A 26547-nucleotide genomic window follows, 5' to 3' on the forward strand; every position below is an offset into this window, starting at 1 on the left:
AGTTGACCGATGGTCCAGTTAGGAGAGGTCATGCGCGCGGTGGTGCAGTACGGCACGGGTGGTCCGGAAGTGCTGAAGGTCGAGGAGCGGCCGGTGCCGGCGCGGGGAAACGGCGAGGTGCTGATCCGGACCGAGGCGATCGGGGTGCCGTTCTACGAAACCCAGCTGCGGTCCGGGCTGATGCCCGCCGGGCCGGTGCCGGCGATCTTCGGGCACGAGGCCGCCGGGATTGTCGTCGAGGCCGACGATCCGAGCCTGCACGGCAAGAGGGTCGTCAGCGTGTCCTTCACTGGAGGCGCGTACGCCGAAGTCGTCGCCGCGAGCCAGTACACGCTCGTGCCCGACAACATCACGCCCACGCAGGCCGTCGCCGCTGCCGTTCCGGCCTCCGTGGCGCTGGCCTTGATGAACACCGCGGACGTCAAAGCGAGTGAAACCGTCCTGGTCGAAGCCGTGTCCGGGGCGATCGGCGGTTACCTGGCGCGGCTGGCCGAGAACCGGGGTGCCCGCGTGGTCACGACCGCCGGCAAGGGAACAGCCGACATCGACCACAACGACCCGGACTGGCGGCAGAAGGTGCCCGAAGGCATCGATGTCGTCTTCGAGTCGATCGGCGGCCCGCGTGCCGCGGAGCTCCTCGCGAAACTCGCGCCACACGGCCGGATCCTCGCTTACGGCCTGCTCAGCGGCGAATTCCCGACGTTCCCCGTCGCGGGCCTCATCGCGCGCGGGATCACCCTGATCGGCTTCGGCGGGCCCGACGCCTACGGGAAGCGGGTCGCGGCCGTCCGCGCCGAGGCACTCGACCTCGTCGCGGACGGCACGTTGGTCCCCGTGCTCGACCGGACCTACCCCCTCGACGACGTCGCCGCCGCGCACGCGCGCGTCGAGAGCCGCGAAGGGGTCGGCAAGGTCGTGCTCATCCCCTAGCTCGGCACCTCGTCGAGGTACGCCCGGGCCTGAAGCGTGAACAGCTCCGCATACCCCGCCTTCGCCGCCATCAGCTCCTCGTGCGTCCCGTACTCCGCGACCTTCCCGTGGTCCAGCAACAGGATCCGCTCCGCCTGCCGCACCGTCGAGAACCGGTGCGAGATGTACAGCGTCGTACGCCCCTCGGACAGCTCGCGCAGTCGCGAGAACAGGTCGTGCTCGGCCTGGGCGTCCAACGCCGACGTCGGCTCGTCGAGGATCAACAGCGGCGCCTCCCGCTGGAACGCCCGTGCCAGCGCGATCTTCTGCCACTCCCCACCAGACAACGAAACACCCTGGTCGAACCAGCGTCCCAGCGGGCTGTCGTAGCCGGAAGGCAGCCGCTCGATGCGCTCGTCCGCGCCCGCGCGGCGGGCGGAGTCCTCGATGTGCGGGCGATCTTCCAACCGCGAAAGGTCACCCAAGCCGATGTTCTCCGCCGCCGTTCCTTGGTACGTCACGTAGTCCTGGAACATCGCGCTGATCCGCGCCCGCAGGTCCTCCGGGTCGTACTCGCGGATGTCGACGCCGTCCAGCAGGATGCGGCCGTCCGTCGGGTCGTACAGCCGGCAGAGCAGCTTGAACAGCGTCGACTTGCCCGCGCCGTTGCGGCCTACCACCGCCACCGTCTCGCCGGGGCGGATCTCGAAGCTGACGTCTTCCAGCGCCGGCTCCTCCGAACCCGGGTACGCGAACGTGACCGAGTCGAACTCGATGTGTCCGTCCACTTTGGAGGGAAAGGCACGTGGCGAAGCAGGTGCCGTGATCTCCGGCTTCGTGTCCAGGAAGCGGTACAGCGTGTCCAGGTACAGGTTGTTCTCGTACATCCCCGAAAACGCCGTGAACAGCCCGGACACCGACGTCTGCACCGACGTCGCGGCGGCCGTGTACAGCGCCAGGTCACCCAGCGTCAGCCGGCCGCCGACCGCCTCCAGCGCGATGTACAGCGCGATCGCCGAACCCGCGAGTGTGCTCAGCAGCCCCCAGGACGTCGAGCTGATGTTGCGGTTGATCGTCAGCTTCCGCTGCCGCTCGTACGAGACGGCACCGAGCCGGCGGAACCGGTCGACGAAGTACGGGCCGAGCCCGAACAGCTTCGTCTCCTTGGCGTAGGTGTCCGTCGTGACCAGTGACGACAGGTAGTCCATCCGCCGCTTGATCGGCGACATCAGGAACGTCAGCCAGAACGCGCGCGAGCCGTACTTCGACTGCGAGATGAACGCCGGGATCGGCGCCACCAGTGCGACCAGGGCCAGCAGCGGGCTGATCGAGACGAGCAGCGCGACCATGCTGCCGAACGTGATCAGCGTCCGCACGAGGCCGAGCGCGGAGTTCATCATCGACAGCGGCCGCGTCGGTGCTTCCTGCGCGGCCTGGCGCAGCATGTCGTAGGACGTCGAGCCCTCGAAGTACGCCAGGTGCAGCTCGCTGGCGTGCGCCATCACCTGGTGGCGGATGGTCAGCGTCATGCGTTCCTGCAGCAGCGACTGCGCGATCGACGTCAGCGCGCTGCTGATCGCGGTCGCAGCGAGCACGGCGAACTGGAACAGCGCCACGTGCACGATGTCGGCCGTCGTGCCGCGGTGCTGGATCGCCGCGACGACGGAGTCGAGCAGCAGCTTCGCGATGTACGCGGTCACGGTCGGCAAGAGCCCGGACAGCAGCGTGATCAGCGCGAGGAGGATCGTCAAGACCGGGCTGGCCTGCCACGTCAGCCTGACGACCTTCGGCAGGCCGCGGACCGTGCCCGCCACCGACGTCTTCGCGCGCTTGAGCCGCGAGCGAAGGTCCTTCGGCTGGTCTTCCGGCTGGGGCTCGGGGATTTCGACCGGCCCGGTCAGCCCGCTCTCCGGGACCGTCGTCGCATGCCGCCGCCGGCCACGCCGAGCCAGCATGAACTCCATGCCGCCCCCACCGCCCGGGATCACTTGGCCTCCACAGCGCCGTGCAGGAAGACGTCGACCACCTGGCGCGTGGTGGGCGCGTCGTCGTCCGGGGTCATCCGGCGGCCGCCGAAGAGCAGGGCCAGGAAGAGCGAGGCGAGCTGCTCGGGCGGCAGTCGCAGCTGGTCTTTCTCGGGCGTGAACAGGTCGACCATCGCTCCGCGCATGGCGGCCATCGACTCGCGTCGGCCACCCTTCCACGAGCTGCGCCGGTCCTTGAGGCGTTGTTCGGGATCGCGCAGCTTGTGCCGTCCGGACGCGTGCAGGGCGCCCATCAGCGCGCCCATCCGCTCGAGGTGCGCACCGAGTGCTTCGGCGGCCTCGACGAGCCGGTCCTCGAGCGGCTGGTCGATGGGGATTTCGGCGATCGCGTCGAGCACGTGGTCGGGGCGCAGCGCCTCCGCGGTGCAGGCGTCGAAGAGCTCGTCCTTGTCCTTGAACGCGCGGAAGATGGTGCCCTCGCCGATGCCGGCGGCGCGGGCGATCTGGCTGGTCGTGACGTTGGCGCCGTGCTCCATCAAGAGCGGCAGCACCGCGTGCACGATCATGGCGCGCCGGGCTTCGACGCTCATGCCCGGTGCTCTTCGCCGGGTTTCGGGTGCTGGTGTCATGGCATCCAGTGTGCGGAGTGAGTGCTCACTCCGTCAAGCGAGTATAGGTTGGGCCCATGGGACTCGTCTGGGCGATGTCGTTTCCGGCCCTGGTCGTGCTGCTGTTCCTGTTCGCTGTGTTCGAGGTCTGGGGCCGCCGGTTCCTGCCGTGGCACCGCCGCGGTGACGGCCAGCGAGTGGCGAGCGTCACGGCGACCGAGGAGGTCGAAGCCATCCTCGGCGGCACGAAGCACCACGACCTCGAGCAACGCCAGGTCCAGCTGATGCTGGTCGACGACGAGGCCGACGGCGCCCCGCCGCGCACCCACGTCGACCTCGACGCCGGGAAAATCGTCTTCCGGCAGCGGTGAGGGCCGTCCCGGAAAGCTCCGGGACGGCCCTCTCCCTGCTCTAACTCAGTACGTCATCGCCATCGCCGGGTCGGCGAGCAGGGCGCCGACGTCGGCGAGGAACTCCGAGCCCTGCTGGCCGTCGACCACCCGGTGGTCGAAGCTCAGCGACAGCTGGAGCACCTTGCGGACCTTGATCTCGCCGTCCACCACCCACGGCTGGTCCTTGATCGCGCCCAGGCACAGGATCGCGGACTCGCCCGGGTTGATGATCGGCGTCCCGGTGTCGACGCCGAACACGCCCACGTTGGTGATCGTGATCGTGCCGTTCGCCATGTCCGCCGGGGACGTCTTGCCCTCGCGGGCCACCTCGGTGAGCTGGGTCAGCGCGTTCGCCAGCTCCTTCAGCGACATCGAGTCGGCGTCACGGACCTTCGGTACGATCAGGCCGCGCGGGGTGGCCGCGGCGATCCCGAGGTGCACGTAGTCCTTGTAGACGATCTCCTGCGCCTGCTCGTCCCAGACCGCGTTGACGTCCGGAGTGCGCTTCGCCGCCAGGCACACGGCCTTCGCCGCGAACGTCAGCGGCGTGACCTTGACCCCGGCGAACTCCCGCGACTTCTTCAGCTTCTCGCGGAACTCCATCATCGGCGTGACGTCGATGGTCAGGAACTCCGTGACGTGCGGAGCGGTGTACGCGCTCTGCACCATCGCGGCCGCGGTCATCTTGCGGACGCCCTTGATCGGCACGCGCCGCTCACGCGTTCCACTGTCCACAGCGGACGCGATGACCGGAGTTCCGTTGGCGGCGCGCTCGACGTCCTCGCGGGTGATCACGCCACCCGAGGCGGTTCCGGTCAGCGCGTGCAGGTCGACGCCGAGATCCTTCGCCAGCTTCCGCACCGGCGGCTTCGCCAGCGGGACGTACCCGCCGCGCGGAGTGGCGACCGGGGCCGGAGCGGCAACCGCAGCCACGGGAGCAGGCTCAGGCACAGCGCCTTTCCGCGTCCGCCGCTGGGTGACGACGGCCTTGGAGCCGTAGCCGACCAGCGGCTTCATCTCTTCTTCTTCAGCAGGAGCGGCAGCGGGAGCCGGCGCCGCGACGGGCGCGGCAGCACCGCCGGGGTCGACGTCGATGGTGAGGATCGGCGTGCCGACCTCCACCGTCTGCCCCGGCTCGACGTGCAGCTCCGTGACCACGCCGGCCCACGGGATCGGCAGCTCGACAGCGGCTTTCGCGGTCTCGATCTCGACCACGATCTGGTTGACCGTCACGGTGTCGCCCGGCTTCACGTGCCAGGACAGGATGTCGGCTTCGGTCAGCCCCTCCGCCGTGTCGGCCAGAGGAAACTGTTTGTACGTAGGCATTGCGCGGAAATCCCCCTTACCAGGCGAGTGAGCGGTCGACGGCGTGCAGCACCCGGTCCAGGTCGGGGAGGTAGTGCTCCTCGAGCTTTGCCGGCGGGTACGGCGTGTCGAACCCGGTCACCCGGAGGACGGGGGATTCCAGCGAGTAGAAGCACTCCTGCTGGACGCGCGCCGCGATCTCCGACGTCAGCGACGACTCGGACGGCGCCTCCGACAGCGCGATCAGCCGCCCGGTCTTGCGCACGGACTCGAACACCGGGCCGAGGTCCAGCGGTGAGAGCGTGCGCAGGTCGATGACCTCGAGGGACTTGCCTTCGTCCGCGGCCGCGGCGGCGGCATCGAGGGCGACCTTCACCGAAGGGCCGTACGCGACGACCGTCGCCGTCGTGCCTTCGCGGACGACCTGCGACGAGAAGATCTCCGACGGCGTGCCGTCGGTGTCGATCTCCGCGCGCAACGCGCCCGAGTGGTACAGCCGCTTCGGCTCGAAGAACAGCACCGGGTCGTCCGACTTGATCGCCTGCTGGATGCCCCAGTAGGCGTCGACGGCGTTCGAAATCGACACGACCTTCAGGCCGGGGATGTGCGCGAACAGCGACTCCGGCGACTCCGAGTGGTGCTCGACCGCGCCGATCCCGCCGCCGAACGGCACCCGGATCACGACCGGCATCTTGATCCGGCCCTGTGTCCGGTAGTGCAGCTTCGCCAGCTGCGAGGAGATCTGGTCGAAGCCGGGGAAGATGAAGCCCTCGAACTGGATCTCGCACACCGGCCGGAAGCCGCGGACGGCCAGGCCGACCGCGGTGCCGATGATGCCCGACTCCGCCAGCGGCGTGTCCAGCACGCGCTGCTCGCCGAAGTCCTTCTGCAGGCCGTCGGTGATCCGGAAGACGCCGCCGAGCTTGCCGACGTCCTCGCCCATGATCAGGACCTTGGGGTTCTCTTCCATCGCCCGGCGCAGGCCGAGGTTGAGCGCCTTGCCGATGGTGAGTTTCTGGAGGTCGGTCATCAGTGCTCACCCGCCGATACGAAGCCGTCGAGGTAGGACAGGAACTCTTCGCGCTGCGCCTCCAGCACCGGGTTGCCCTCGGCGTAGACGTTGCTGAAGATCCGCTCCGGCGGCGGCTCCGGCATGTTGAACGTGTACTCGCGCAGGTCGGCGGCGAAGGCGTCGGCGTCGGCCTGGACGCTGTCGAAGTAGTCGTGGTCGGCGTAGCCGTTGCGGGCCAGGTACGCGCGGACACGCTCGATCGGGTCCTTGAGCTTCCACTCCTCCAGCTCGTCGGAGAGCCGGTAGCGGGAGGGGTCGTCGGTCGTCGTGTGCGCGTCCATCCGGTAGGTGAACGCCTCGATCAGCACCGGGCCGTTGCCGTGCCGGCACTCGTCGAGCGCCCAACGGGACACCGCCAGGCAGGCCAGGACGTCGTTGCCGTCGACGCGGATGCCGGGGAAGCCGTAGCCGCGGGCGCGCTGGTACAGCGGCAGGCGCGACTGGCGCTCGGTCGGCTCGGAGATCGCCCACTGGTTGTTCTGGCAGAAGAACACGAGCGGCGCGTCGTAGACCGCGGCCCAGACGAATCCTTCGTGGACGTCACCCTGCGAAGTGGCACCGTCGCCGAAGTAGCAGATCGTGGCTTCGCCGTCGTCGTCCCCGACCTTGCCCTCGAACCTCTGGCCCATCGCGTACCCGGCGGCGTTGAGCACCTGGTTGCCGATGACGATGCAGTACGGGTGGAAGCCGTGGGCCTGGTAGTCCCAGCCGCTGTGGTCGGTGCACCGGAAGATGCCCAGCAGGTCCTTCATGTCGACCCCGCGCGCGTACGCGACGCCGTGCTCGCGGTAGCTGGGGAAGGCCATGTCGTTGGCTTTGAGGGCGCGGCCGGAGCCGATCTGCGCGGCTTCCTGGCCGAGCAGCGGAACCCAGATGCCGAGCTGGCCCTGGCGCTGCATGGCGTTCGCCTCGCGGTCGGCCCGCCGGACCAGCACCATGTCGCGGTACAGGCCGCGGAGCGCTTCGGCGTCGACGTCCTCGACGTACTTGTCGAACTGGGGTGACGGGACCCGTTCGCCTTCGGGGGTGAGCAGCTGAGTCAGCTCAGCGCCACCTTCGCTGGTCGCTCGCAATCCGGCGATCACCTGCTCGGGCGAAGGCTGAGCCGCGACGGCGGCCGGCCCGTCTCCAGGCTCCGGGTGCGTCCACTGTTCGGACGGCATGGGCGGTACTCCTCGTGTCGGTGCCTCTGGCGGCCGCTTGTGGCGACCACAGCGACTGCACCGGCGGGGACCAGCGCATCGGGTCCGAAGCGCTCGGTCACCGTCGGCGTTGACGGTTCTCGCCGTCATCCTGGCACGAAGGTCAGCGTTTTGGTGAGTCACGGATACTGATTTGTTGCTGATAAAGGGCCCCTGAACAGGGCAAACGTTAGGAAGCCCGAGCATCGGACCTACGAGAGTAGGGTGCCGGTCCGAGCGCTCACCAGGCGTCGCGCGCTCGCGCGATCGCTTGATCACCGGTCCGGGCGACGTCGTTGTGATGTGCGGCACGGCCGGTGCCGCGTGGCACGATGGGCCACGTGGAGCACAAATCCGTCCGTGAATCCGTCGTGTCCTCCTGGACCAACGACGTCATCCCGAGCCTGTCCGGGCTGGTGGCGATCCCCGCCCTGTCGCCGGCTTTCGACGCCGAGTGGGCCGAGAACGGCCACCTGTCCGCCGCCGTCGACCACGTCCGCGAGTGGATCGCCGGGCGCGACCTGCCCGGCGCGAGCCTGGAGGTCGTCCAGCTCGAAGGCCGCACTCCCCTGCTGCTCGTCGACGTCCCGGCGACCCCGGGTGCGGCGGACAAGGGCACCGTCCTGATGTACGGCCACCTCGACAAGCAGCCCCCGGTCGGCGGCTGGTCCGAAGGCCTCGACCCGTGGACCCCGGTGATCCGCGACGGCCGGCTGTACGGCCGCGGGTCCGTCGACGACGGCTACTCCGGCTACGCGGCGACGACGGCGATCGAAGCCGTGCACGCGGCCGGCGGCGAGCACGCCCGCATCGTCGTGCTGCTGGAGACGGCCGAGGAGTCCGGCAGCCCCGACCTGCCCGCCTGCGTCGAGCACCTGGCCGACCGCATCGGCCACGTTTCGCTGGTGGTCTGCCTCGACGCCGGCGGCAGCGACTACGAGCGCTTGTGGCTGGTCACGAGCCTGCGCGGGATGCTGCACCTCGACGTCACGGTGCAGCTGCTGGGCTCGGCGCAGCACTCCGGCATCGCGTCCGGTGTCGTCGCGAGCTCGTTCCGGATCCTGCGGCACCTCATCGAACGCCTCGAGGACAGCGCGACCGGCGAACTGCTGCCGGCCGAGCTCAAGGTCGACGTCCCGGCCGACCGCCTGGCCGAGCTGAAGGCCGTCTCGCAGGACTTCCCCGAGGCGCTTTCGAAGGCGTTCCCGCTGGTCGAAGGCGGGCGCGTGATCACGGAGGACGCGCTGGAGCTGATGCTCAACAACGCGTGGCGCCCGACGCTGTCGGTGATCGGTGCCGACGGCTTCCCGAAGCCCGCCGACGCCGGGAACGTCCTGCGCGAGAGCACCACGCTGACGCTGAGCTTCCGCCTGCCGCCGACGGCCGACGGCGAGAAGGCGCTCGAAGCCGTGAAGCGCGTCCTGACCACGGACGTTCCGTACGGCGCGAAGGTCACGCTCGGCTCACCGCAGGCGGAGAACGGCTGGAACGCGCCGACCGAATCGCCGTGGTTGACGACGGCTCTGCACACGGTCAGCGACGAGGTGTTCGGCCGCCCGCACCGCGCGACCGGCATGGGCGGGTCCATTCCGTTCATGGCCCTGCTCTCGCGGAAGTACCCGGACGCGCAGTTCCTGGTCACCGGTGCGTGCGGGGCCGACTCGAACATCCACGTGCCGGACGAGTGGCTGCACCTGGACTACGCGCAGCAGGTCACCGAGGCCGTCGCGCACCTCCTGGACGCCCACGCCCGCGGTTAGCCGCAGGCCTCGCGCAAGGTCGCGGCGGCCGTCTGGAGGTAAGCCGGGAACTCCTGCTTCCCGCCTTCGTCGATCCAGCGGTCGAAGGCGTCGCCGAAGACGATCGTCGCGACCTGCGCCGCCGGTTTTGCCAGGTCGAGCGGTGTTCCTCGCCGTTCCAGAGCGTCCTGGATCGCGGCCGTGATCGCCGCGCCCTTGCTCCGCTCGCGTTCGCGGAGTTCGGCGCTCGAAGCGATCACGGCCCGGCGTTCGGGCGACGGGTCGACGAACTGCGTGACCCGCGTCCCGACCTCGGCCAGCGCACCGAGGGCCGTGCGAAGCGGCGACTCCGCCTCTTCGGCGGCGAGGACGGCTTCGGCGACCGCGGGCGGCAGCTGCTCCGCGCCGGCGAAGAGCACTTCGCGCTTGTCGGGGAAGTAGCGGAAGTACGAGCGGCGCGTGATCCCGGCGCGCTCGGCGATCTGCGTGATCGTCACGGCGTCGTACCCGTGCTCGGCGAACAGCTCCAGCGCGGCTTTCCGCAGCCGGTCCGCGGTCCCGGGATCCCATCTGGCCACGCCCCACCCTAACTGACATCTCACTGTGTCATCGCGTGCTAGGGTCGGTGACGACACACTGAGACATCACGGGAGTCGACATGGAGATTTGGGTACTCGGCGCCTTGGGTCGCACCGGCCGCGGCATCACCGCCGAACTCGAGCGCCGGGGGCAGCCGGTCGTGCTGGTCGGGCGCAACCGGGAACGCCTGGCGGCGACCGGCTCGAAGTTCGTCGTCGCCGACGGCGTCGAGGCCATGGCGGCGGAGATCCGCCGGCAGCGGCCGACGGTCGTCGTCAACACCATCGGCGAGTACGCCGTCACGGCCGCGACGATCGCGCGGGCGTGCCTGCCGGGCGGGCACTACGTGGACATGGCCGCGGACCTGGTCGCGGTCCGGCGGCTGCTCGACCTGCACGACGAGGCCCTGGCCGGCGGTAGCACGTTCGTCACCGGGGCCGGGTTCGGCGTTCTGGCCACCGAAGCCGTCGTCGCGAAGCTGTGCGAGGGGCGTGACACGCCCAGCCGCGTCCAGGTCGACGCGCTGGCTTCCGTCGCCACCGAAGAGGGGGCCGTGGGGGTCGCGCTGGCCGCCAGCATCGTCGACGCCCTGACCGCGGTCTCGGCCAGAGGCGCGAAGCCGCGCACCCTTGTCCTGCCGGACGGCGAGACGGGCAAGGTGGCGGGCGTCGACTCAGGTGAACTGATCGCCGCCCAGCGCGCGAGCGGTGCGCCGGACGTCACGGTCTGCTCCGGGCTGGCACCGACCGCCCCGGTGGTCCGGGCCCTGCTTCCGCTGCTCGGGCGGGTGGTGTCGATCCCGATCGTGCGCCGGTTCGCCGTGCGGCGGCTCGCCGCGGTCCGGACGAAGGCGGCACCCCGCCCTCGCGCGCACACCTGGGGGCACGCCGTCGTCACCTGGCCCGGCGGGACGACGCGCGAAGGCTGGCTCCGCGCGGGCGAGGGCATGGACTTCACCACGGCGGTCGTCGCCGAAGTCGCGGCCCGCCTGGCCCGCGGCGAGGGCAAACCGGGCGCGCACACCCCGGCCTCGGCCCTCGGCGCGGACCTCGCCGAAGCGGCGGGTGGGACCTTCCTGCTCTGACGCTCAGCCCAGCCGGGTCAGCTGGACCGAGACGTCCAAAGTGGACTGACCACCGCCGGTGAAGATGCCCTTCAACGGCGCCACGTCCGCGTAGTCCCGGCCCATGGCCACCCACACGTGGCGCGGTCCGACCGGGATCGCGTTCGTCGGGTCGTAGGCCCACCACCCGCCGGTCCAGACGTCGACCCAGGCGTGCGACTCGCCCTCCACCACTTCGCCCAGCTTCCCGTCCGGCTTCGTGTGCAGGTAGCCCGAGACGTACCGGGCCGGGACGCCGATCGCGCGCAGCATCACCAAGGTCACGTGCGCGAAGTCCTGGCACACGCCTTCGCGCGCGTTCCACGCGTCCGTCGCGGTGGAGTGGACGCCCGTCGTGCCCGGCTGGTACTTCAGCTGCTTGTTCACCCATTCGCAGACGGCCAGTACCGCGTCCGCCGGATCGAGGCCCTTCCGCAGTTCACGGGCTTCGCGCGCCAGCTCCAGGTCGCGCGGGGTGTAGTCGGTCGGGGTCAGGTACTCGGTGCGGTGGTCGATCACCGTCTCGCCGCGGAGGTCCTTCCACGACGCCGTGCGGATCGGTTCCGCCTCGTCCGCCGTCTCGACCACCGAGGTCGCCAGCACCGTGAACTCCGTGTGCGGGGCGTGGAGGTCGAACGACGTGACCACCGTGCCCCAGTAGTCCGTGTACCGGTAGGCGCGGGTCGCCGGCGCCGTCTCGATGCGCGTCGCCACCGTCGTCTGGCGGCGGTCGTTGCGCGGGGTCAGCCGTGCCTCGTTGTAGGACTGCGTCGCCGGTGTCGCGTACCGGTACCCCGTCCGGTGCGCCACCCGCAGCTGCCACGTCACAACGAAACCTCCGCGCCGCTCCACGCCACCCACGGTGACGTGCTGAAGTACTGCATCGACACCGCTTCGCCGATTTCCTTGATCGACGTCTGCAACGCCCCGAGCCGTCGCGGCAGGTCGGTCAGCAGGTCCGACGGGCGGAGGAACTCCAGCTCGCTGCGCGCCCGGCCGAGCTGGCGAAGCGCCTCGGACTTCTCGCTGGTGCGCGCGCCACCGCCCGGATCCAGCTGCTGCAGGCAGTCCTCCGCCTGCCTCAGCGCGTGGAACACCGACCGCGGGAACAGCGTGTCGCGCAACAGGAACTGGACCACGCGGCCGGCGTCGAGGGCGCCGCGGTAGGTGCGCAGGTAGGTGTCCTGCGCGCCGGCCGAGCGCAGCACCGTGATCCAGCCGGGCGACGACGCGCGGTCCGCGACCCGGGACAGCAGCAGCCGCACCACCATGTCGGCGCGTTCGATCGAACGGCCGAGCACCATGAACAGCCAGCCGTCGTCCCGGCTCATCGTCGAGTCGGCGAGCCCGGCGAACATCGCCGCGCGCTCCTCGACGAACGACAGGAACGCGTGCGGCCCGGCGCGCCGGGCGTAGCGCTGCCGGTCGGGCACCGCGTTCCACGTCGCGTTCAGGCACTCCCACAGCTCGGTCGAGACCACTTCGCGGGCGCCGCGTGTGTTCTCCCGCGCCGAGTTGATCGAGCCGACGATCGAGGCGGGGTTGTCCTTGCCGTACGCCACCAGTTCGGTCAGCTTCCACACGTCGAGGGACTCCGCGCCCGCCGGGTCGATGCCCAGGACGGCCAGGAGCTGGCGGCTCGCGTGGTCCGGGTCGACGGTCGCGTCCTCCAGCAGCTGGTGGACCGAGACGTTGAGGATGCGGGCGGTGTCGTCGGCGCGTTCGACGTACCGGCCGATCCAGTACAGCGACTCCGCGTTGCGTGCCAGCATTCGAACCTCCTCAACCCTGTTGCTGTTGTTGTTGCTGCTGGGACGTCGTCAGCTCCGGCCCCTGCTCGGCGACCAATCCATCCACAGTGGACATCGTGCCGAGTGCGGGCTGCTCCAGCTCGCGCTCGGCCGTCGACGCCCGGGACGCCAGCACCCACGTGTCCTTCGAGCCGCCGCCCTGCGACGAGTTGACGACGAGGCTGCCCTCCGGCAGCGCCACCCGCGTCAGCCCGCCGGGCAGCACGAAGATCTCCTTGCCGTCGTTGACGGCGAACGGCCGGAGGTCGACGTGCCGCGGCGCGAGCCGGTCGTCCACCTTGGCCGGCACGGTCGAGAGCTGGACCACCGGCTGCGCGATCCAGCCGCGCCGGTCCGCGCGGATCTTCCGGCGCAGCGCACCCAGCTCGGCCGGGGTGGCCTCCGGCCCGAACACGATCCCGTAGCCGCCGGAGCCGTCGACCGGCTTGACGACCAGCTCGTCGAGGTGGGTCACGACGTAGTCGAACTCGTCCGGCAGCCAGCACCGGAACGTGTCCACATTGGGCAGCAGCGGCTTCTCGTTGAGGTAGTACTTCACCATCTCCGGTACGTAGGTGTAGACGAGCTTGTCGTCGCCGACGCCGTTGCCGACGGCGTTCGCGACGACGACGTTGCCCGCGCGCGCCGCGTTCAGGACGCCGGCGATGCCGAGCACGGAGTCCGGCCGGTAGTGCACGGGATCGAGGAACTCGTCGTCGATCCGCCGGTAGATGACGTCGACCTGGCGCTCGCCCTCGGTGGTCCGCAGGTAGACGACGTTGTCGCGGCAGAACATGTCGCGGCCTTCGACGAGCTCGACCCCCATCAGCCGGGCCAGCAGCGAGTGCTCGAAGTACGCCGAGTTGTGGATGCCGGGGGTGAGCACGACGACCGTCGGATCGGCGACGTTCGCCGCGGCCGCCGCGCGCAGCGCCCGGAGCAGGTGCGACGCGTAGTCACCGACCGGGCGCACGCGGTGCTGGGCGAACAGGTCCGGGAACACCCGGGCCATCGTCCGCCGGTTCTCCATCACGTACGACACGCCGGACGGGTTGCGGAGGTTGTCCTCCAGCACCCGGAACGTGCCCTCTTCGTCCCGCACCAGGTCCACTCCGGACACGTGGAGGCGCACGCCGTTCGGCGGGGTGATGCCGAACGCCTCCCGCTGGAAGTGCGCGCAGGTGGTGATCAGCCGCCGTGGCAGCACGCCGTCGCGCAGGATCTGCCGATCACCGTAGACGTCGGCGAGGAACGCTTCCAGCGCGCGCACGCGCTGGGCCACGCCGCGCTCGATCTTCGTCCACTCCGCGGCCTGGATCACCCGGGGCACCAGGTCCAGCGGAAACGGCCGCTCCTGCCCGGACAGCGAGAACGTGATGCCCTGGTCGACCATCGCCCGGTCCAGCGCGATCGACCGCGAGTTCAGGTCGTGCGCGTCGAGGGCCGCGATCGATTCGTACAGCGCGCGGTACGGGCCGCGGACCGTGCCGTCGGCGGTGAACATCTCGTCGTAGGCATCGGCGTGCGGCCGCTCCGGGGCGAGGTAGCCGTCGAACCGGGCGCCCGGACGGGTGATCCGGCTGGTCGTCGCCTTCCGCGCGCGTCGACCGGACGGGGGCAGCCGCGGCGGGGTGGCGTTCATGAACGACATCCTTGCTCACCGTGCGGCCCGGACGCGACACTCGCGCGCCGCTCTAAACATCGCTGTAACTTCACGGTGCTGTGCTTTGGTATGGATGAGTGGCAATATGCGTGCTCTCAGAACCTGAGAACTACGAGGAGTGACGACGTGCCCCGAGGAACCCAGCTCAAGGCGATCGCCCTGCTGCCTGCGTTCGCCCTGGTCGGCTTGACCGTGGCGTGCGGAGCGGGAGGCAGCGGCGCGGGCAACGTCAGCTCGAGCACCACTGCCGCGTCCGGCACTGGATCGGGTGACGTGGGTGCGGTCGCCAAGGACGACGCGCTGGCTGCCATGGTGCCCGCCGACGTCAAGTCCGACGGCAAGATCGTGGTCGGCCAGGACCAGAGCTACCCGCCGAACGAGTTCGTCGACGGCGGCAAGGCAGCCGGCTTCGACGTCGACCTGGGCACCGCCATCGGCCAGGTGCTCGGCGTGCAGATGGACTTCCAGAACGCCGCGTTCGACGGCATCATCCCGGGCATCGGCGCCAAGAAGTACGAGCTGGCGATGTCGTCGTTCAGCATCAACGCCGAGCGGCTGCAGTCGGTCGACATGATCTCCTACTACAGCGCGGGTACCTCGCTGGCCGTGCTGAAGGGCAACCCCGACGGCCTGAAGATCGACGACCTGTGCGGCAAGAAGATCGCCGTGCAGAAGGGCACCACCCAGGTCGAGGACCTCGACAAGAAGAACGCCACCTGCACCGGCGCGGGCAAGCCCGCCATCGAGGTCACGCAGCTGCAGGCCCAGACCGACGTCAACCTGGCCCTCACCGCCAAGCGCGTGCAGGGCGAGCTGGCCGACTCCCCGGTCATCGACTACGCGGTCAAGCAGACCAACGGCCAGCTCGAGTCGGTCGGCGCGCCGTACGACACGGCCCCGTACGGCATCGTGCTGCCGAAGAACAGCGGCGACTTCGGCAAGGCCGTCCAGGGTGCGATCCAGAAGCTGATCGACAGCGGCGCGTACAAGAAGATCCTGGACAAGTGGGGTCTGAACGCCACGGGCGCGGTTACCAAGTCGGAGATCAACCCGGCCTCCTGAGTCTGTCGAGTTAGGACGTAGTTCGTGAGCTCCTCAGAAGCGCCTCCAGCCGAGGCGCCGATCGACGCCGAGCCCATCAAGGCCGTCCCGGTGCGCCACTACGGGCGCTGGGCGGCCGGGGTGGTCATCCTCTTCGTCGCGTTCATCGTGATACGCAGTGTGATCACGAACGACGCGCTGCAGTGGCCGGTCGTCGGCGATTACCTCTTCGACGACCGGATCCTGCGCGGCCTGCAGAACACGCTGATCCTGACCGTGATCTCGATGGTCATCGGGATCGTCGGCGGGATCCTGCTCGCCGTCATGCGCCTGTCGCCCAACCCGCTGACCTCGAGCGCGGCGGCGCTCTACATCTGGCTGTTCCGCGGCACGCCGCTGATCACGCAGCTGCTGTTCTGGAACTTCCTGGCGCTGGCCTACCCGCGGCTCGGCCTCGGCGTGCCGTTCGGGCCGGAGTTCGTCAGCTGGGACACCAACCAGCTGATCACCCAGTTCACCGCGTCGCTGCTCGGCCTCGGTCTCAACGAGGCCGCCTACATGGCGGAGATCGTGCGCGGTGGGATCCAGTCGGTCGACTCCGGTCAGCGGGAGGCGGCGAGCGCACTCGGCATGAGCCAGGCGAGGACCCTGCGGCGGATCATCCTGCCGCAGGCGATGCGGGTGATCATCCCGCCGACCGGCAACGAGACGATCTCCATGCTGAAGACGACGTCGCTGGTCGTGGTCATCGGGTACTTCGAGCTGATGGTCGCGGCGCAGACCATCTACTCGCAGAACTACAAGACGGTGCCGCTGCTCATCGTCGCCGCGCTCTGGTACCTGTTCATGACGTCGGTGCTGACCCTCGTTCAGATCCAGATCGAGAAGCGCTTCGCGCGGGGTACCTCGCGGGATGTCGCGACGAAGAACAGATGGGTGGCTCGGATGCTGGGCTTCCGGTTCGGCTCCGGCGCCAGCGGAGGAGCCCGATGACCCCGGTTGTTTCTGCGCAGAAGATCTACAAGAGCTTCGGCAGCGTCGACGTCCTCCAGGGCATCGACCTCGAGGTGCACGAGCGGGAGGTGCTCTGCCTGATCGGGCCGTCCGGTTCGGGCAAGTCGACGCTGTTGCGCTGCATCAACCACCTCGAGAAGATCGACGCCGGCCGGCTCTACGTCGACGGCGTGCTGGTCGGCTACAAGCAGCGCGGCGACAAGCTGCACGAGCTGCGCGAGAGCGAGGTCGCGTCCCAGCGCAAGGACATCGGCATGGTGTTCCAGCGGTTCAACCTCTTCCCGCACATGACGGCGCTGGAAAACGTGATGGAGGCGCCGATCCAGGTCCGGCGCGAGCCGAAGGCCCAGGTGCGGCAACGCGCACTGGAGCTGCTCGACCGCGTCGGCCTCGGCGACAAGGCGAAGAACTACCCGGCGCAGCTCTCCGGTGGGCAGCAGCAGCGCGTCGCGATCGCGCGGGCGCTGGCGATGAAACCCAAGCTGATGCTCTTCGACGAGCCGACGTCCGCGCTGGACCCGGAGCTCGTCGGCGATGTCCTGGGCGTGATGAAGCAGCTCGCCAAGGACGGCATGACCATGGTCGTCGTCACGCACGAGATGCAGTTCGCGCGCGAGGTGGCGGACAAGGTCCTGTTCATGGACGGCGGTGTCGTCGTCGAAGAGGGGCCGCCCGACCAGGTCATCGGGAGCCCGCGCGAGGAGCGGACCCAGTCGTTCCTGGCCCGGGTGCTGAACCCCAACGCCTGACGATCTTGCGGCGGAAACGGTGTTACGGCACCGTTTCCGCCGTTTTTTCGCTACCTTGATGGCGGGGTGACGGAGGGGGAGCCGCTCATGACGACCGAAAGCGTGCTGCCGCCACTCGACCCCTTCGCCGGCGTCCCGGACCGCCGTTACGAGGTCAAGGCGGCCGACCTGCTGAAACCGGGCAACGCCGGGTTGCTGCGCTGGCGGCGGCAGGCCACGAACGCCCCGATCGTCTACGTCGAGGACGCCTACATCACCGGGACGCTGGACCTGCGGGCCGCGGACCTCCAGTACCTGTTCCGGTTCGAGCGGTGCCGGTTCGAGCAGCCGCCGGACGTGCGCGAGGCGAGCCTGCTCGGCCTGGTCTTCCGCAAGTGCTGGCTGCCGGGGCTCAAGGCCCGGAACATGCGCAGCCGCAACGACGTCCGGCTGATCCGCAGCATCGTGCAGGTCGACGGGGACATCCGGGAGATCGAAGAGACGACCGTCCAGCGTGGCGACGACCGCGAACGCGGCATGCCGAACGCCGCGGTCAACCTGACCGACGCGGTGATCGAGGGTTCGCTGGTGCTCACCCGCACCGTGATCGCCCACCCGCACGGCAAGGCCATCCACGCCGACCGGCTGGTGCTCGCCGGCGCGCTGCTGGCCTACCGGATGGTCGCGAACGGCGAAGTCCGGCTGCCCGGGCTCCGGACCGGCGGTAACGTCAACTTCTCCGGCGCCACGCTGAACAACCCGGACGGCTTCGCGCTCAACGGCAACGGCCTGCACATCGGTGGCAGCCTGCTGTGCGAGGTCGACAACTACGGGCCGGCCAGCCAGCGCAAGCGGTTCTCCGCCACCGGGATCATGTACCTGCCGAGTGCCACGGTGGACAGCGACATCTCGCTGCGCGAGGCCAAGCTCACGGTGTCCCAGCACGGCCCGATCGCCGTCGACGCGTGGAAGTCCAACGACCCGTACATCGACCCCCGGCCGGCGCTGGTGGCCGACCGGATGCGCGTCGACGGGAACGTCGAGCTGTCGGACGGCCTGCAGGCGCTGGGCACGCTGCGCATGGTCAACGCCCGGATCGGCGGCTCGCTGCGGCTGGCCGGCGCCGAGATCCGGGTCGAACGCGGGAAGACGGTGCCGTACTACGACCGCGCGCTGCACCTGGACGGCACCGAGATCGGCGGCGACATCGAGGCGACGAGCCTGCGCGTCCCCGCCGGGCAGCTGAGGCTGGCCGACGTCACCGTCGGCGGCAACTTCCTGGCCTGGAACTCGATGTTCCGCCACCCCGGCCGGGACGTCTTTTCGGCGCGCCGCTCGAAGATCGCGGGCAACTTCCAGCTCACCGACGCCACGATCCACGGCACGCTGCGGCTGCAGGGCGTCGACGTCGGCGGCAGCATCAACCTGGCGGGCACCCGGCTCACCGACCCGGGCAAGCGCGCGACCAGCAGTTACTCCCTCGACGTCCGCACCGGCCGGGTCGGCCGCGATCTCACGCTGCGGGACAACAACGGCCGCCCGTTCGTCGCGGAAGGCGGCGTCAACCTCGACGGCGCCCAGATCGCCCGCCGCGTCGACCTGCGCGGTTCCCAGCTCGGCTCGCTGCCCCCGTTCTCCGTCGCCCTCGACGCCGGTGACGTCGCTTCGGACGAGTTCATCCTGACCCCGAGCGTCGCCCCCGTGGGCCGCATCGTGCTCCGGCGGGCGCACTGCGGGACGTTGAGCGACAACGAGGAGTTCTGGGCGGCGTCCGAGGGCATCGAGCTGGAGGACTTCCGCTACGACGCGCTCAAGAAGGGCATCCCGCTCGACGACGACAAGGCTCTCGACCACCGCATCGAGCTGCTGCGCAAGGCCATGCGCGGCTACCGGCCGGGCCCGTACGACCAGCTCGCGCACATGCTCCGCGCGGCGGGGAACGAAGAGCACGCCTCGACGGTGGCCTTGCGCAAGCAGCAGTTCAGGTACGAGGCCCTGGCCCGCGGTTTCAAGTTCTTCGGCCCGGGCGTGCGGTTGTGGAGCTGGCTGCAGCGGTCGATGGTCGGCTACGGCTACCGCCCGGTGCGGGCACTCGGCTGGCTGCTCACCCTCCTGGTGCTGGGCAGCCTGTGGTTCGGCCTGGGCTCGGACGACTGCGTGAACGACTCCTCGGGCCGCTACATGAAGAGCGGCGAGCGGTGCGTGGTGAACCAGCAGGACACGGGCTTGCAGTGGAACCCGGTGATCTACACGGCCGACCTGCTGGTCCCGATCGTCGACTTCGGCAACAAGTCGCGGTGGTACATGCACGGCACGGACAACTGGGTGGCAGCGGGCTTCACGGCCTCGGGCTGGCTCCTGGCCACCACCGTCGCGGCGGGCGTGAGCCGGATGCTGCGCCGGGAGAACTGAGCCCCCGGCTCCCCCAGACCCCAAACCAGCTCCCGCGTTCCGGCGAGTTGGCCGTTCCCGGCGTTGAGTTGGCCACTGCGGGCGGCGAGTTGGCTGCCGCCACCCGGCCCGGCTGAAGCGGGCCGCCGAAGCTAGTCGATGAAGCGCGACCAGAACGGGATGTACCTCGGGCCGTCCGGCGGGGCCGTGCTGATTCCGCCGGTCGAGAACTCGCGGTGCAGGTAATCCCGCAGGTCGCTGCCGTAGACGACGATGTCCGTCTGGTACACCGACAGCACCGGGTACCCCACCGTGCCCGGCAGGCCGGGCAGGTACCGGTGCCCGCACACCGGCACCAGCTGCGGCACGTCGGCCAGGCGTCGCCGGGCTTCGCGGACCGCGTCCTCCGGGCCGACCGGGCGGGTGCCCCAATCGGGCAGCCAGAAGCCGTTGTGTTCGACGTCGTACAGCACGCCGTCCACCGGCCATGCCAAACGTTTGCGCAGCTGCTCCGCGTTGCCGCAGCGCCAGTCGGGCCAGCGGTCGCCGATCGGGACGCCGGCGGACAGGAACGTCCGGTGGTCCGCGGCGAAGCGGAAGCCGAACCGGCGCTCGACGTCGTCGAGTTCGGCTTCGCTCAGCCCGGGACGCACCGGTTCCCGGAGGTTCTCCTGCAGGTGCCGTGCCTCCTCGGGAGTGAGGGAGCCGGCCGGTTGGACGGGGGTCATGACGCGAGCCTAAGCGGCGGCTCACCCGCCCGCGCGTCCTTTTTCGCGCTGACCTGGGCGTCCACGGCAGGGTGAGTTTGTTCTCTCATCGGGCGAACCGCGGAACAGAGCGTGAGCGCGTGTAGTTCACTCTTCCCGTGACTTCCCCACGACCGCAGAGCCGCGTGCGCGCCCCCGAGCTGCGCGGCGACGTCTGGCTGAACACGGGCGGCCGCCCGATCACCCTCGCCGAGCTGCGCGGCCGCGTCGTGCTGCTGGACTTCTGGACCAGCGGCTGCATCAACTGCCTCCACGTGCTCGACGAGCTGCGTCCGCTAGAAGCCGAGTTCGCGGACGTGCTGGTCACGATCGGTGTCCACTCGCCGAAGTTCCTGCACGAGGGCGAGCGCGCCTCCATCGAAGCCGCGGTCCGCCGCTACGAGGTGCACCACCCGGTGGTCAACGACCCGAAGATGGAGCTGTGGTCGCAGTACGCGGTCCGCGCGTGGCCGACGCTGGCGGTCGTCGACCCCGAGGGGTACGTCGTGCACGTCGCCGCGGGCGAAGGACACGAAGAGGCGCTTCGCCGCGTCATCGCGGACCTGGTGACGAAGCACGAAGCCAAGGGGACGCTCCGCCGCGGCGGCAGCCCGTACGTGCCGGTCGAAGAGCAGCCCGGCGAGCTGCGCTTCCCGAGCAAGGCCGTCGCGACCGCCGAGGGACGCGTCCTGGTCGCCGACACCGGGCACCACGCGATCGTCGAGTTCGCTTCGGACGGTGAGACGGTCATCCGCCGCTTCGGCAGCGGGGCCCGCGGCGGCCAGGACGGTCCGTTCGACATCGCGACCTTCACCGAGCCGTCGGGCATCGCGCTCCTGCCGTACGACATCGCCGAGCGCGTCGGCTACCACGCCGTGGTCGCCGACACCGCCGGCCACCGGCTGCGGGGCCTCGACCTGATCACCGGCGAGGTGACGACGGTCGCGGGCACCGGCGCGCAGTGGCGCAGCGGGCCGGACGCCGGCAAGGGCACCGAGGTCGACCTCACGAGTCCGTGGGACGTCGCCTGGTGGGGGCCGGCCGGCGGGGTCGTCGTCGCCATGGCGGGCAACCACACGCTGAGCGTGTTCGACCCGGTCGGCGGCACGATCCGCCGGTTCGCCGGGACGACCGTCGAAGGCCTCCGCGACGGCGACGTCGGCGAAGCGTTCTTCGCGCAGACGTCCGGCTTGGCCGTGGACGGCGACAAGCTGTGGCTCGTCGACGCGGAGACGTCGGCGCTGCGCTGGATCGAGCCCGACGGCGAGTCGTTCACCGTGCACACCGCGATCGGCGTCGACCTCTTTTCCTTCGGCCACACCGACGGCCCGGCCGACCAGGCCCTGCTCCAGCACCCGCTGGGCCTCGCCGTGCTGCCCGGCGACAAGATCGCGATCGCCGACACCTACAACGGCGCGGTTCGCCGTTTCGACATCTTCACCCGCACGGTGACCACGATCGCCGACGGGCTCGCCGAACCTCAGGGGTTGCTGGCGCACGACGGTGAGCTGCTGGTCGTCGAGTCCGCGGGCAACCGGATCGGCCCGCTGCCCACGACCGAGCCGACGGTCGTCACCGGCGACGCGCACGCCGTGCGCCGCCCGCCGACGGTGCTCGCGCCGGGCGAGATCGACTTTTCCGTGGTGTTCACCGCCCCGCCCGGCGAGAAGCTGGACGACCGCTTCGGCCCGTCGACGCGGCTCGAGATCAGCGCGTCACCGCCGTCGCTGCTGGTCGACGGCGGGGGGACCGGCACGGACCTGACCCGCAAGATCCGCCTGGCACCGGGGGTCACCGAGGGCGTGCTGCAGGTCGTCGCGCAGGCCGCGAGCTGCGACAGTGCCGACGGCGGCAGCGAGCACCCGGCGTGCCGGATCACCCGGCAGGACTGGGGTGTGCCGGTGCGGATCGAGAGTGACGGAGTGCGCGAGCTGAACCTGGTCATGGCCGGTGAGCCGCGGACCGACGGGTAACATGCACGCCGTGTCTGACGGGCCGAAACTCGAAATCCAGATGCTGCACGACCGGGTACTCGTGCGGCTGGCGCCGGAAGAAGGGGAGCGCCGCAGCAGCGGCGGCATCGTGATCCCCGCGACGGCGCAGGTCGCGCGCCGGCTCGCCTGGGGTGATGTACTGGGCGTAGGCAACAGCGTGCGGAACGTCAAGGCCGGCGACCGCGTGCTCTTCAACCCGGAGGACCAGTTCGAGGTCGAGATCAAGGGCGAGGGGCACTTGGTGATGCGCGAACGCGACATCCACGCGGTGGCGACCGAGGGAACCGAGCACGGGACGGGGCTCTACCTGTAGGCCGGGTCCCCGCGGAGGGCAGGCGCGTGGCAGACGAAGAGGTGCGCAAGGGCGTCGACGTGCGCGAGCTCGAACCCGACCCACCGACGGGGCCGGTGACCACCGAGCTCCCCGCAGTGGCCGAGGGGTGGCCTGCCGCGGAGCCCGAGCCGGTGCGCACGGCTGAGCCCGAGCTCGCCCCCGAGACGGCGGAAACCGACCCCGAGCTGCCCACCGAGCCGACGGCCGAGCCTGCCGGCGCGACGGCGCCCGAGCGGCCCGCGGCTGCCGAGTCGCCTGCCGAGCCTGCGGGCGCAGCGGTGTCGGAGTGGCCTGCGGCTGCCGAGCCGCTCGCCGAGCCCGCGAGCGAGGCGATGCCGGAGTGGCCCGCGGCTGACGAATCGCCTGCCGAATCTGCCGAGCCGGTGGTGCCGGAGTGGCCCACGGCGGCCGAGCCGCCCACCGAACCCGCGAGCGAGGCGATCCCGGAGTGGCCCGCGGCTCCTGAGCCGCCTGCGGCGGCAGCCGAGCCGCTCGCGAGCGGTGTTGTGCCCGAGTGGCCTCCGGTCGCGTCCCCAGCCCCCGGCACCGCCGGCGCGACCACCGATCTCTTCGCCGACGATCTGCTCGGCGAGCTCCTCGAAAACCCTGCGCCACCTCCCGCTCCGGAGACTCCGGCCCGGAAGCTGCGCAGGGGCCTGGCCCGGACCATGATGGCCGTCGGGCTTGCGCTCGGGATCTTCGTCATCCTCTACGCCGTCGATCTGGTCGTCAGCGCCGGTGATGTGCCACGTGGGGTGACCGTTGCCGGCATCGATGTCGGTGGGCTGACCCACGCCGAGGCGGAAGCGAAGCTGCGGCAAGAGCTCGAGCCGCGGCTGATCCGGCCCGTGGTCGTCCACGGCGGGGATGTCCAAGCCGAACTCCTGCCGTCGCAGTCCGGGCTCGGCCTCGACTGGCCGAACACCCTCGGGCTCGCCGGGCACCAGCCGCTCAGCCCGATCACGCGGATCATGTCGTTCTTCAGCAGCCGCGAGGTCGGGGTGGCGACGCGCACCGACCAGAACCGGATCGGCCAGGCCCTGCGCGAGCTCGCCGAGGGCAGGCTGAACCACCCCGCCACCGAAGGCTCGGTCGGGTTCACGCCGATCGAGGGCAGCGACGGTGGTGTCACGGCCCACCCGATCCTGCCGCGGCAGGGCCAGCAGCTGACCGACGTGGCCGGCGCCGTGCACACCGTCACCGACCACTGGCTCGACCCCGGCGGGGTCAAGCTGGCCATGGCGGTCACGCCGGTGCGGGCAACCGCAGCCGGGGTGCAGGCGGCCTGCCGGCAGATCGTCGTGCCCGCGGTCGCGAAGCCGGTCGTCGTGCACGGTGAGGGCAAGGACGTTCCGCTGAAGCCGGTGGCGATCGCGTCGTCGTTCCAGTTCGCGCCGGTCGAGGGCGGGGCCGTCGAGGTCCGCGTCGACCAGGGCAAGCTGCAAGCCGCCCTCAAGGACCAGCTCGCCAGCACCGAGACCGACGGCAAGGACGCGCAGATCGTCTTCAGCGACGACCAGCCGACGGTCGAGCCGTCCGAAGACGCCCGCAAGGTGGACTGGGAGAAGACCTTCCTCCCCCTGATCGACGTGCTCAAGAAGACCGACGGGCGGGATCTCCCGGTCGTCTACAGCGCGTCGGCACCCAGCGTGACCACCGACGCCGCCAGCGCGCTCGGCATCAAGGAGGTCATCGGCGAGTTCACCACCGGTGGCCTGAGCGGGCCGGCCGAGACGAACAACCGGACGCTCGCCGCCCGTGTGTCCGGCGCGATCGTCAAGCCCGGCGAGACATTCAGCCTCGGCGGCCGGTCCGGTCCACGCACCGCGGGCACCGGTTACGTGGCCGCCCCCGTCGACGAGGACGGCACCGGCCCGGACGTGGCCGGCGGCGGTGTCTCGCAGCTGGCGTCCACTTTGTACAACGCCGCCTACCTCGCCGGCTTGGCCGACAGCGGTCACCTGGAGCACGACCACTACCTCGACCGCTACCCCGTCGGCCGCGACGCCAAGGCCGTCAACGCCGACGGCAGCCCGGCCGAGCTCAAGCTGACCAACGACGCGGCGACCGGCATTGCCATCCAGGCCACGGTCTCCGGTGACTCGGTGACCGTGCGGATCTGGGGTACCCGCCACTTCCGCGTCGAGGGCCAGACCGGAGCGCAGACGCCTGGTGACCCGCCGCCGATCCAGTTCGGCTCAGGCGGGAGCGGTCCGTGCCTGCCCTCGATCGGCTCGTCCGGCTTCAGCGTCACCGACACGCGCGTGCTCTACGACCTCGCGAGCGGCACCGAACTCCGGCGGACGTCGCACACGGCCACCTACGGTCCGCGGCCGACCGTTCTCTGTTGAGTTGTCAGCGAAGGACCATGCACCCCGCCTCCTCGAAGTCGCGCAACCACGCCGGCTCGCGGAAGTGCCGGTTCCACCGCAGATCCAGTTTGTCCAGTTTGGACAAACGGGCCACCGACGCCGGCAACGTCGTCAGTGCGTTCTCCCGCAGGTCGAGCTGACGCAGCTCGCTCAGCTCCCCGATCGACTCCGGGAGCGCGGTGAGCCGGTTGCCCCGCAGGTGCAGCTCCCGCAACGTGCCGACGGCACCGATCGACTCGGGCAGCGCGGTCAGCTCGTTGCGGTAGAGCCGGAGTTCGCGCAGCGCCGCGAATCCCGAAAGGTCCGGCGGAAGCGAAGCGAGCCGGTTGTCCGTGCAGCCCAGGTACCGCAGCTTTCCCAGCCGGCACCAGGCATCCGGGAACTTCGTCAGCCGGTTGTCGCTGATGTACAGGTACTCGGTGAGCCCGGCCAGGTCGCCCAGCTCGTCCGGCAGCGAGTCGAACCGGTTGTGCGCCAGGTCGAGCGTGTGCAGTGACGTCAGCGCCGAGATGCCCGGCGGCAGCGAAGAAATCCGGTTCGCCGCGAGGTTGAGCACCTCCAGCCCGGTGAGTTCCCACAGGGCCGCGGGCACCACCGAGATCGAGTTCCGGTACAGATCGAGCCGGGTGGTGCCGGGCGGCACCGAAGGCACCGACGTCAGCTCCTGCCCGCTGAGTTCGAGCCAGGTCATGGTGCCTCCAGGCGAGTCGACGGCAGCAGGGACCACGTGTGCGCGTCGTCCGGAGTGGACACCTGGATCCGCAGGCCCGGTGCCTCCGAGACGGCCAGCTCCGTCAGCCGGAAGTGCATCCGGCCCGCGCGCGGGTGCTGGAAATCCCGCACCCGTGGCTGCGGTTCCGCCACCTCGTGGCGCGCCCACAGCTCGGCGAACTCCGGGCACAAGGCCGACAGGCGCCGGATGTCCTCCTCCCAGACCGGGTCGCCGACGTGCCTGCCGTACTCGGCACGCATCCGCGCGACCATGTGGGGCACCTCCTCGTCGTAGTTCAGCAGGAACTTCCGCGCGTTCGGCTCGGTCACGCAGCACCACAGCAGGTTCTTGTGCAGGCACGGCAGGCTGTGCCACTCCCAGAACAGCTCCGTCTGCGCCGCGTTCGACTCCAGGATGTCGAACCGGCCGTTGACGACGGTGGCGGGCAGCGGATCCAGCGCGCGCAGCACCTCGAGCACCGCGGCCGGCACCACTTCGACCGACGACGGCAGCCGGGACGGTGTCAGCTCCGCCAGCCGGTACAGGTGCTCCCGCTCGGGGTGGTCCATCCGGAGCGTGCGCGCCACCGCGTCGAGCACCTGCGCGCTCGCGTTGATCGGCCGCCCCTGCTCCAGCCACGTGTACCAGGTGACGCCGACGCCGGCGAGCAGCGCGACCTCCTCCCGCCGCAACCCGCTGGTGCGACGGCGCACGCCGGGTGGCAGCCCGACCTCCTCCGGGCCGATCCGGGCCCGGCACGCCTTGAGGAACTGGCCGAGTTCCTCCCGGCGGCTCGTGTGGCCCTGCGTTGACGTCATGCGGACATGGTGCCCGAGGGGTACGACAATTTCCGCGCTGTGTCGCCCGGGGCTCCGGGGCTCCGCCACCCG

At 70.3% G+C, this 26547-nt stretch carries 23 protein-coding genes; 11 read left to right on the top strand and 12 right to left on the bottom strand.

Going from position 1 to position 26547, the window contains the following annotated elements; genetic code table 11:
- Window positions 1-30: 30 nt before the first annotated feature.
- Window positions 31-930, top strand: a complete 900-nt coding sequence (locus tag AB0F15_RS19375) for a zinc-binding dehydrogenase (protein ID WP_360271727.1) — start codon at window positions 31-33, stop codon at window positions 928-930.
- Here the strand turns inward: AB0F15_RS19375 and AB0F15_RS19380 are convergent.
- Complete coding sequence (locus AB0F15_RS19380) at window positions 927-2873, bottom strand: ABC transporter ATP-binding protein (RefSeq protein ID WP_360271729.1); 1947 nt, start codon at window positions 2871-2873, stop codon at window positions 927-929. The two genes, AB0F15_RS19375 and AB0F15_RS19380, sit on opposite strands and share 4 nt — an antisense overlap.
- Window positions 2874-2893: 20 nt before the next feature.
- Entirely contained in the window at window positions 2894-3484 is a 591-nt protein-coding gene (locus AB0F15_RS19385) for a TetR family transcriptional regulator (protein WP_360271731.1), read from the bottom strand.
- A gap of 95 nt (window positions 3485-3579) precedes the next feature.
- Here AB0F15_RS19385 and AB0F15_RS19390 point away from each other — a divergent pair, with 95 nt between their 5' ends.
- The gene (locus AB0F15_RS19390) at window positions 3580-3873 is read left to right on the top strand and encodes a DUF6191 domain-containing protein (protein WP_360271734.1); all 294 of its coding nucleotides are present in this window, start codon (window positions 3580-3582) and stop codon (window positions 3871-3873) included.
- A gap of 45 nt (window positions 3874-3918) precedes the next feature.
- Here the strand turns inward: AB0F15_RS19390 and AB0F15_RS19395 are convergent, their stop codons facing one another.
- From AB0F15_RS19395 to pdhA, 3 genes are read right to left on the bottom strand one after another with little or no spacing between them, the layout of a single operon-like run.
- Window positions 3919-5220 (bottom strand): dihydrolipoamide acetyltransferase family protein, encoded by a 1302-nt coding sequence (locus AB0F15_RS19395; protein WP_360271737.1) that lies wholly within the window; start codon window positions 5218-5220, stop codon window positions 3919-3921.
- 16 nt (window positions 5221-5236) lie between these two features.
- Complete coding sequence (locus tag AB0F15_RS19400; protein WP_360271740.1) at window positions 5237-6229, bottom strand: alpha-ketoacid dehydrogenase subunit beta; 993 nt, start codon at window positions 6227-6229, stop codon at window positions 5237-5239.
- On the bottom strand, window positions 6229-7434 hold the full coding sequence (pdhA, locus tag AB0F15_RS19405; RefSeq protein ID WP_360271742.1) for a pyruvate dehydrogenase (acetyl-transferring) E1 component subunit alpha: 1206 nt from the start codon (window positions 7432-7434) through the stop codon (window positions 6229-6231). The genes AB0F15_RS19400 and pdhA overlap by 1 nt, the downstream gene beginning before the upstream one ends.
- 359 nt (window positions 7435-7793) lie before the next feature.
- Between pdhA and AB0F15_RS19410 the strand changes: the two genes are divergently transcribed.
- Window positions 7794-9212, top strand: coding sequence for a M20/M25/M40 family metallo-hydrolase (locus tag AB0F15_RS19410; RefSeq protein WP_360271745.1), 1419 nt, complete (start codon window positions 7794-7796; stop codon window positions 9210-9212).
- Here the strand turns inward: AB0F15_RS19410 and AB0F15_RS19415 are convergent.
- Window positions 9209-9769: a helix-turn-helix domain-containing protein gene (locus tag AB0F15_RS19415; RefSeq protein WP_360271747.1), complete on the bottom strand. Its 561-nt coding sequence runs from the start codon at window positions 9767-9769 to the stop codon at window positions 9209-9211. The genes AB0F15_RS19410 and AB0F15_RS19415 overlap by 4 nt on opposite strands.
- 80 nt (window positions 9770-9849) lie before the next feature.
- On the opposite strand from AB0F15_RS19415, the gene AB0F15_RS19420 reads away from it, so the two are divergent.
- Entirely contained in the window at window positions 9850-10854 is a 1005-nt protein-coding gene (locus AB0F15_RS19420; RefSeq protein WP_360271750.1) for a hypothetical protein, read from the top strand.
- Between the two features lie 3 nt (window positions 10855-10857).
- Here AB0F15_RS19420 and AB0F15_RS19425 read toward each other — a convergent pair whose 3' ends face one another.
- Genes AB0F15_RS19425 through AB0F15_RS19435 form a run of 3 tightly spaced genes read right to left on the bottom strand, consistent with a single transcriptional unit; the run spans window position 10858 to window position 14313 of the window.
- Window positions 10858-11700, bottom strand: a complete 843-nt coding sequence (locus AB0F15_RS19425; protein WP_360271753.1) for a transglutaminase family protein — start codon at window positions 11698-11700, stop codon at window positions 10858-10860.
- Window positions 11697-12644 (bottom strand): alpha-E domain-containing protein, encoded by a 948-nt coding sequence (locus AB0F15_RS19430; protein ID WP_360271755.1) that lies wholly within the window; start codon window positions 12642-12644, stop codon window positions 11697-11699. The genes AB0F15_RS19425 and AB0F15_RS19430 overlap by 4 nt, the downstream gene beginning before the upstream one ends.
- A 10-nt stretch (window positions 12645-12654) precedes the next feature.
- On the bottom strand, window positions 12655-14313 hold the full coding sequence (locus tag AB0F15_RS19435; RefSeq protein ID WP_360271758.1) for a circularly permuted type 2 ATP-grasp protein: 1659 nt from the start codon (window positions 14311-14313) through the stop codon (window positions 12655-12657).
- A 138-nt stretch (window positions 14314-14451) separates the two neighbouring features.
- Here AB0F15_RS19435 and AB0F15_RS19440 point away from each other — a divergent pair, with 138 nt between their 5' ends.
- From AB0F15_RS19440 to AB0F15_RS19455, 4 genes are all read left to right on the top strand, one after another.
- A complete protein-coding gene (locus AB0F15_RS19440; protein WP_360271761.1) occupies window positions 14452-15387 on the top strand; it encodes an ABC transporter substrate-binding protein in 936 nt (311 codons plus the stop codon).
- Window positions 15388-15411: 24 nt separating this feature from the next.
- Entirely contained in the window at window positions 15412-16359 is a 948-nt protein-coding gene (locus tag AB0F15_RS19445) for an amino acid ABC transporter permease (protein ID WP_360271764.1), read from the top strand.
- Window positions 16356-17129 carry an amino acid ABC transporter ATP-binding protein gene (locus tag AB0F15_RS19450; RefSeq protein WP_360271766.1) on the top strand — a complete coding sequence of 258 codons (774 nt, stop codon included), beginning with the start codon at window positions 16356-16358 and terminating at the stop codon, window positions 17127-17129. Before AB0F15_RS19445 ends, AB0F15_RS19450 begins: the two co-directional genes overlap by 4 nt.
- A gap of 87 nt (window positions 17130-17216) precedes the next feature.
- Window positions 17217-19520: an oxidoreductase gene (locus AB0F15_RS19455; protein ID WP_360271769.1), complete on the top strand. Its 2304-nt coding sequence runs from the start codon at window positions 17217-17219 to the stop codon at window positions 19518-19520.
- A gap of 131 nt (window positions 19521-19651) precedes the next feature.
- Here the strand turns inward: AB0F15_RS19455 and AB0F15_RS19460 are convergent, their stop codons facing one another.
- Window positions 19652-20227: a hypothetical protein gene (locus AB0F15_RS19460; RefSeq protein WP_360271772.1), complete on the bottom strand. Its 576-nt coding sequence runs from the start codon at window positions 20225-20227 to the stop codon at window positions 19652-19654.
- Between the two features lie 164 nt (window positions 20228-20391).
- On the opposite strand from AB0F15_RS19460, the gene AB0F15_RS19465 reads away from it, so the two are divergent.
- The 3 genes from AB0F15_RS19465 (at window position 20392) to AB0F15_RS19475 (ending at window position 24924) form a co-directional block, all read left to right on the top strand.
- On the top strand, window positions 20392-22218 hold the full coding sequence (locus AB0F15_RS19465) for an NHL domain-containing thioredoxin family protein (protein WP_360272009.1): 1827 nt from the start codon (window positions 20392-20394) through the stop codon (window positions 22216-22218).
- A gap of 1 nt (window position 22219) precedes the next feature.
- Window positions 22220-22552: a co-chaperone GroES gene (locus AB0F15_RS19470; RefSeq protein ID WP_360271775.1), complete on the top strand. Its 333-nt coding sequence runs from the start codon at window positions 22220-22222 to the stop codon at window positions 22550-22552.
- Between the two features lie 353 nt (window positions 22553-22905).
- Window positions 22906-24924 carry a VanW family protein gene (locus tag AB0F15_RS19475; protein WP_360272012.1) on the top strand — a complete coding sequence of 673 codons (2019 nt, stop codon included), beginning with the start codon at window positions 22906-22908 and terminating at the stop codon, window positions 24922-24924.
- Between the two features lie 4 nt (window positions 24925-24928).
- Here the strand turns inward: AB0F15_RS19475 and AB0F15_RS19480 are convergent, their stop codons facing one another.
- Complete coding sequence (locus AB0F15_RS19480) at window positions 24929-25636, bottom strand: leucine-rich repeat domain-containing protein (protein WP_360271777.1); 708 nt, start codon at window positions 25634-25636, stop codon at window positions 24929-24931.
- On the bottom strand, window positions 25633-26475 hold the full coding sequence (locus tag AB0F15_RS19485) for a helix-turn-helix transcriptional regulator (protein WP_360271780.1): 843 nt from the start codon (window positions 26473-26475) through the stop codon (window positions 25633-25635). The genes AB0F15_RS19480 and AB0F15_RS19485 overlap by 4 nt, the downstream gene beginning before the upstream one ends.
- Between the last annotated feature and the right edge of the window lie 72 nt (window positions 26476-26547).

This window comes from Amycolatopsis sp. NPDC026612 (assembly GCF_040638285.1).
GTDB lineage: Bacteria > Actinomycetota > Actinomycetes > Mycobacteriales > Pseudonocardiaceae > Amycolatopsis.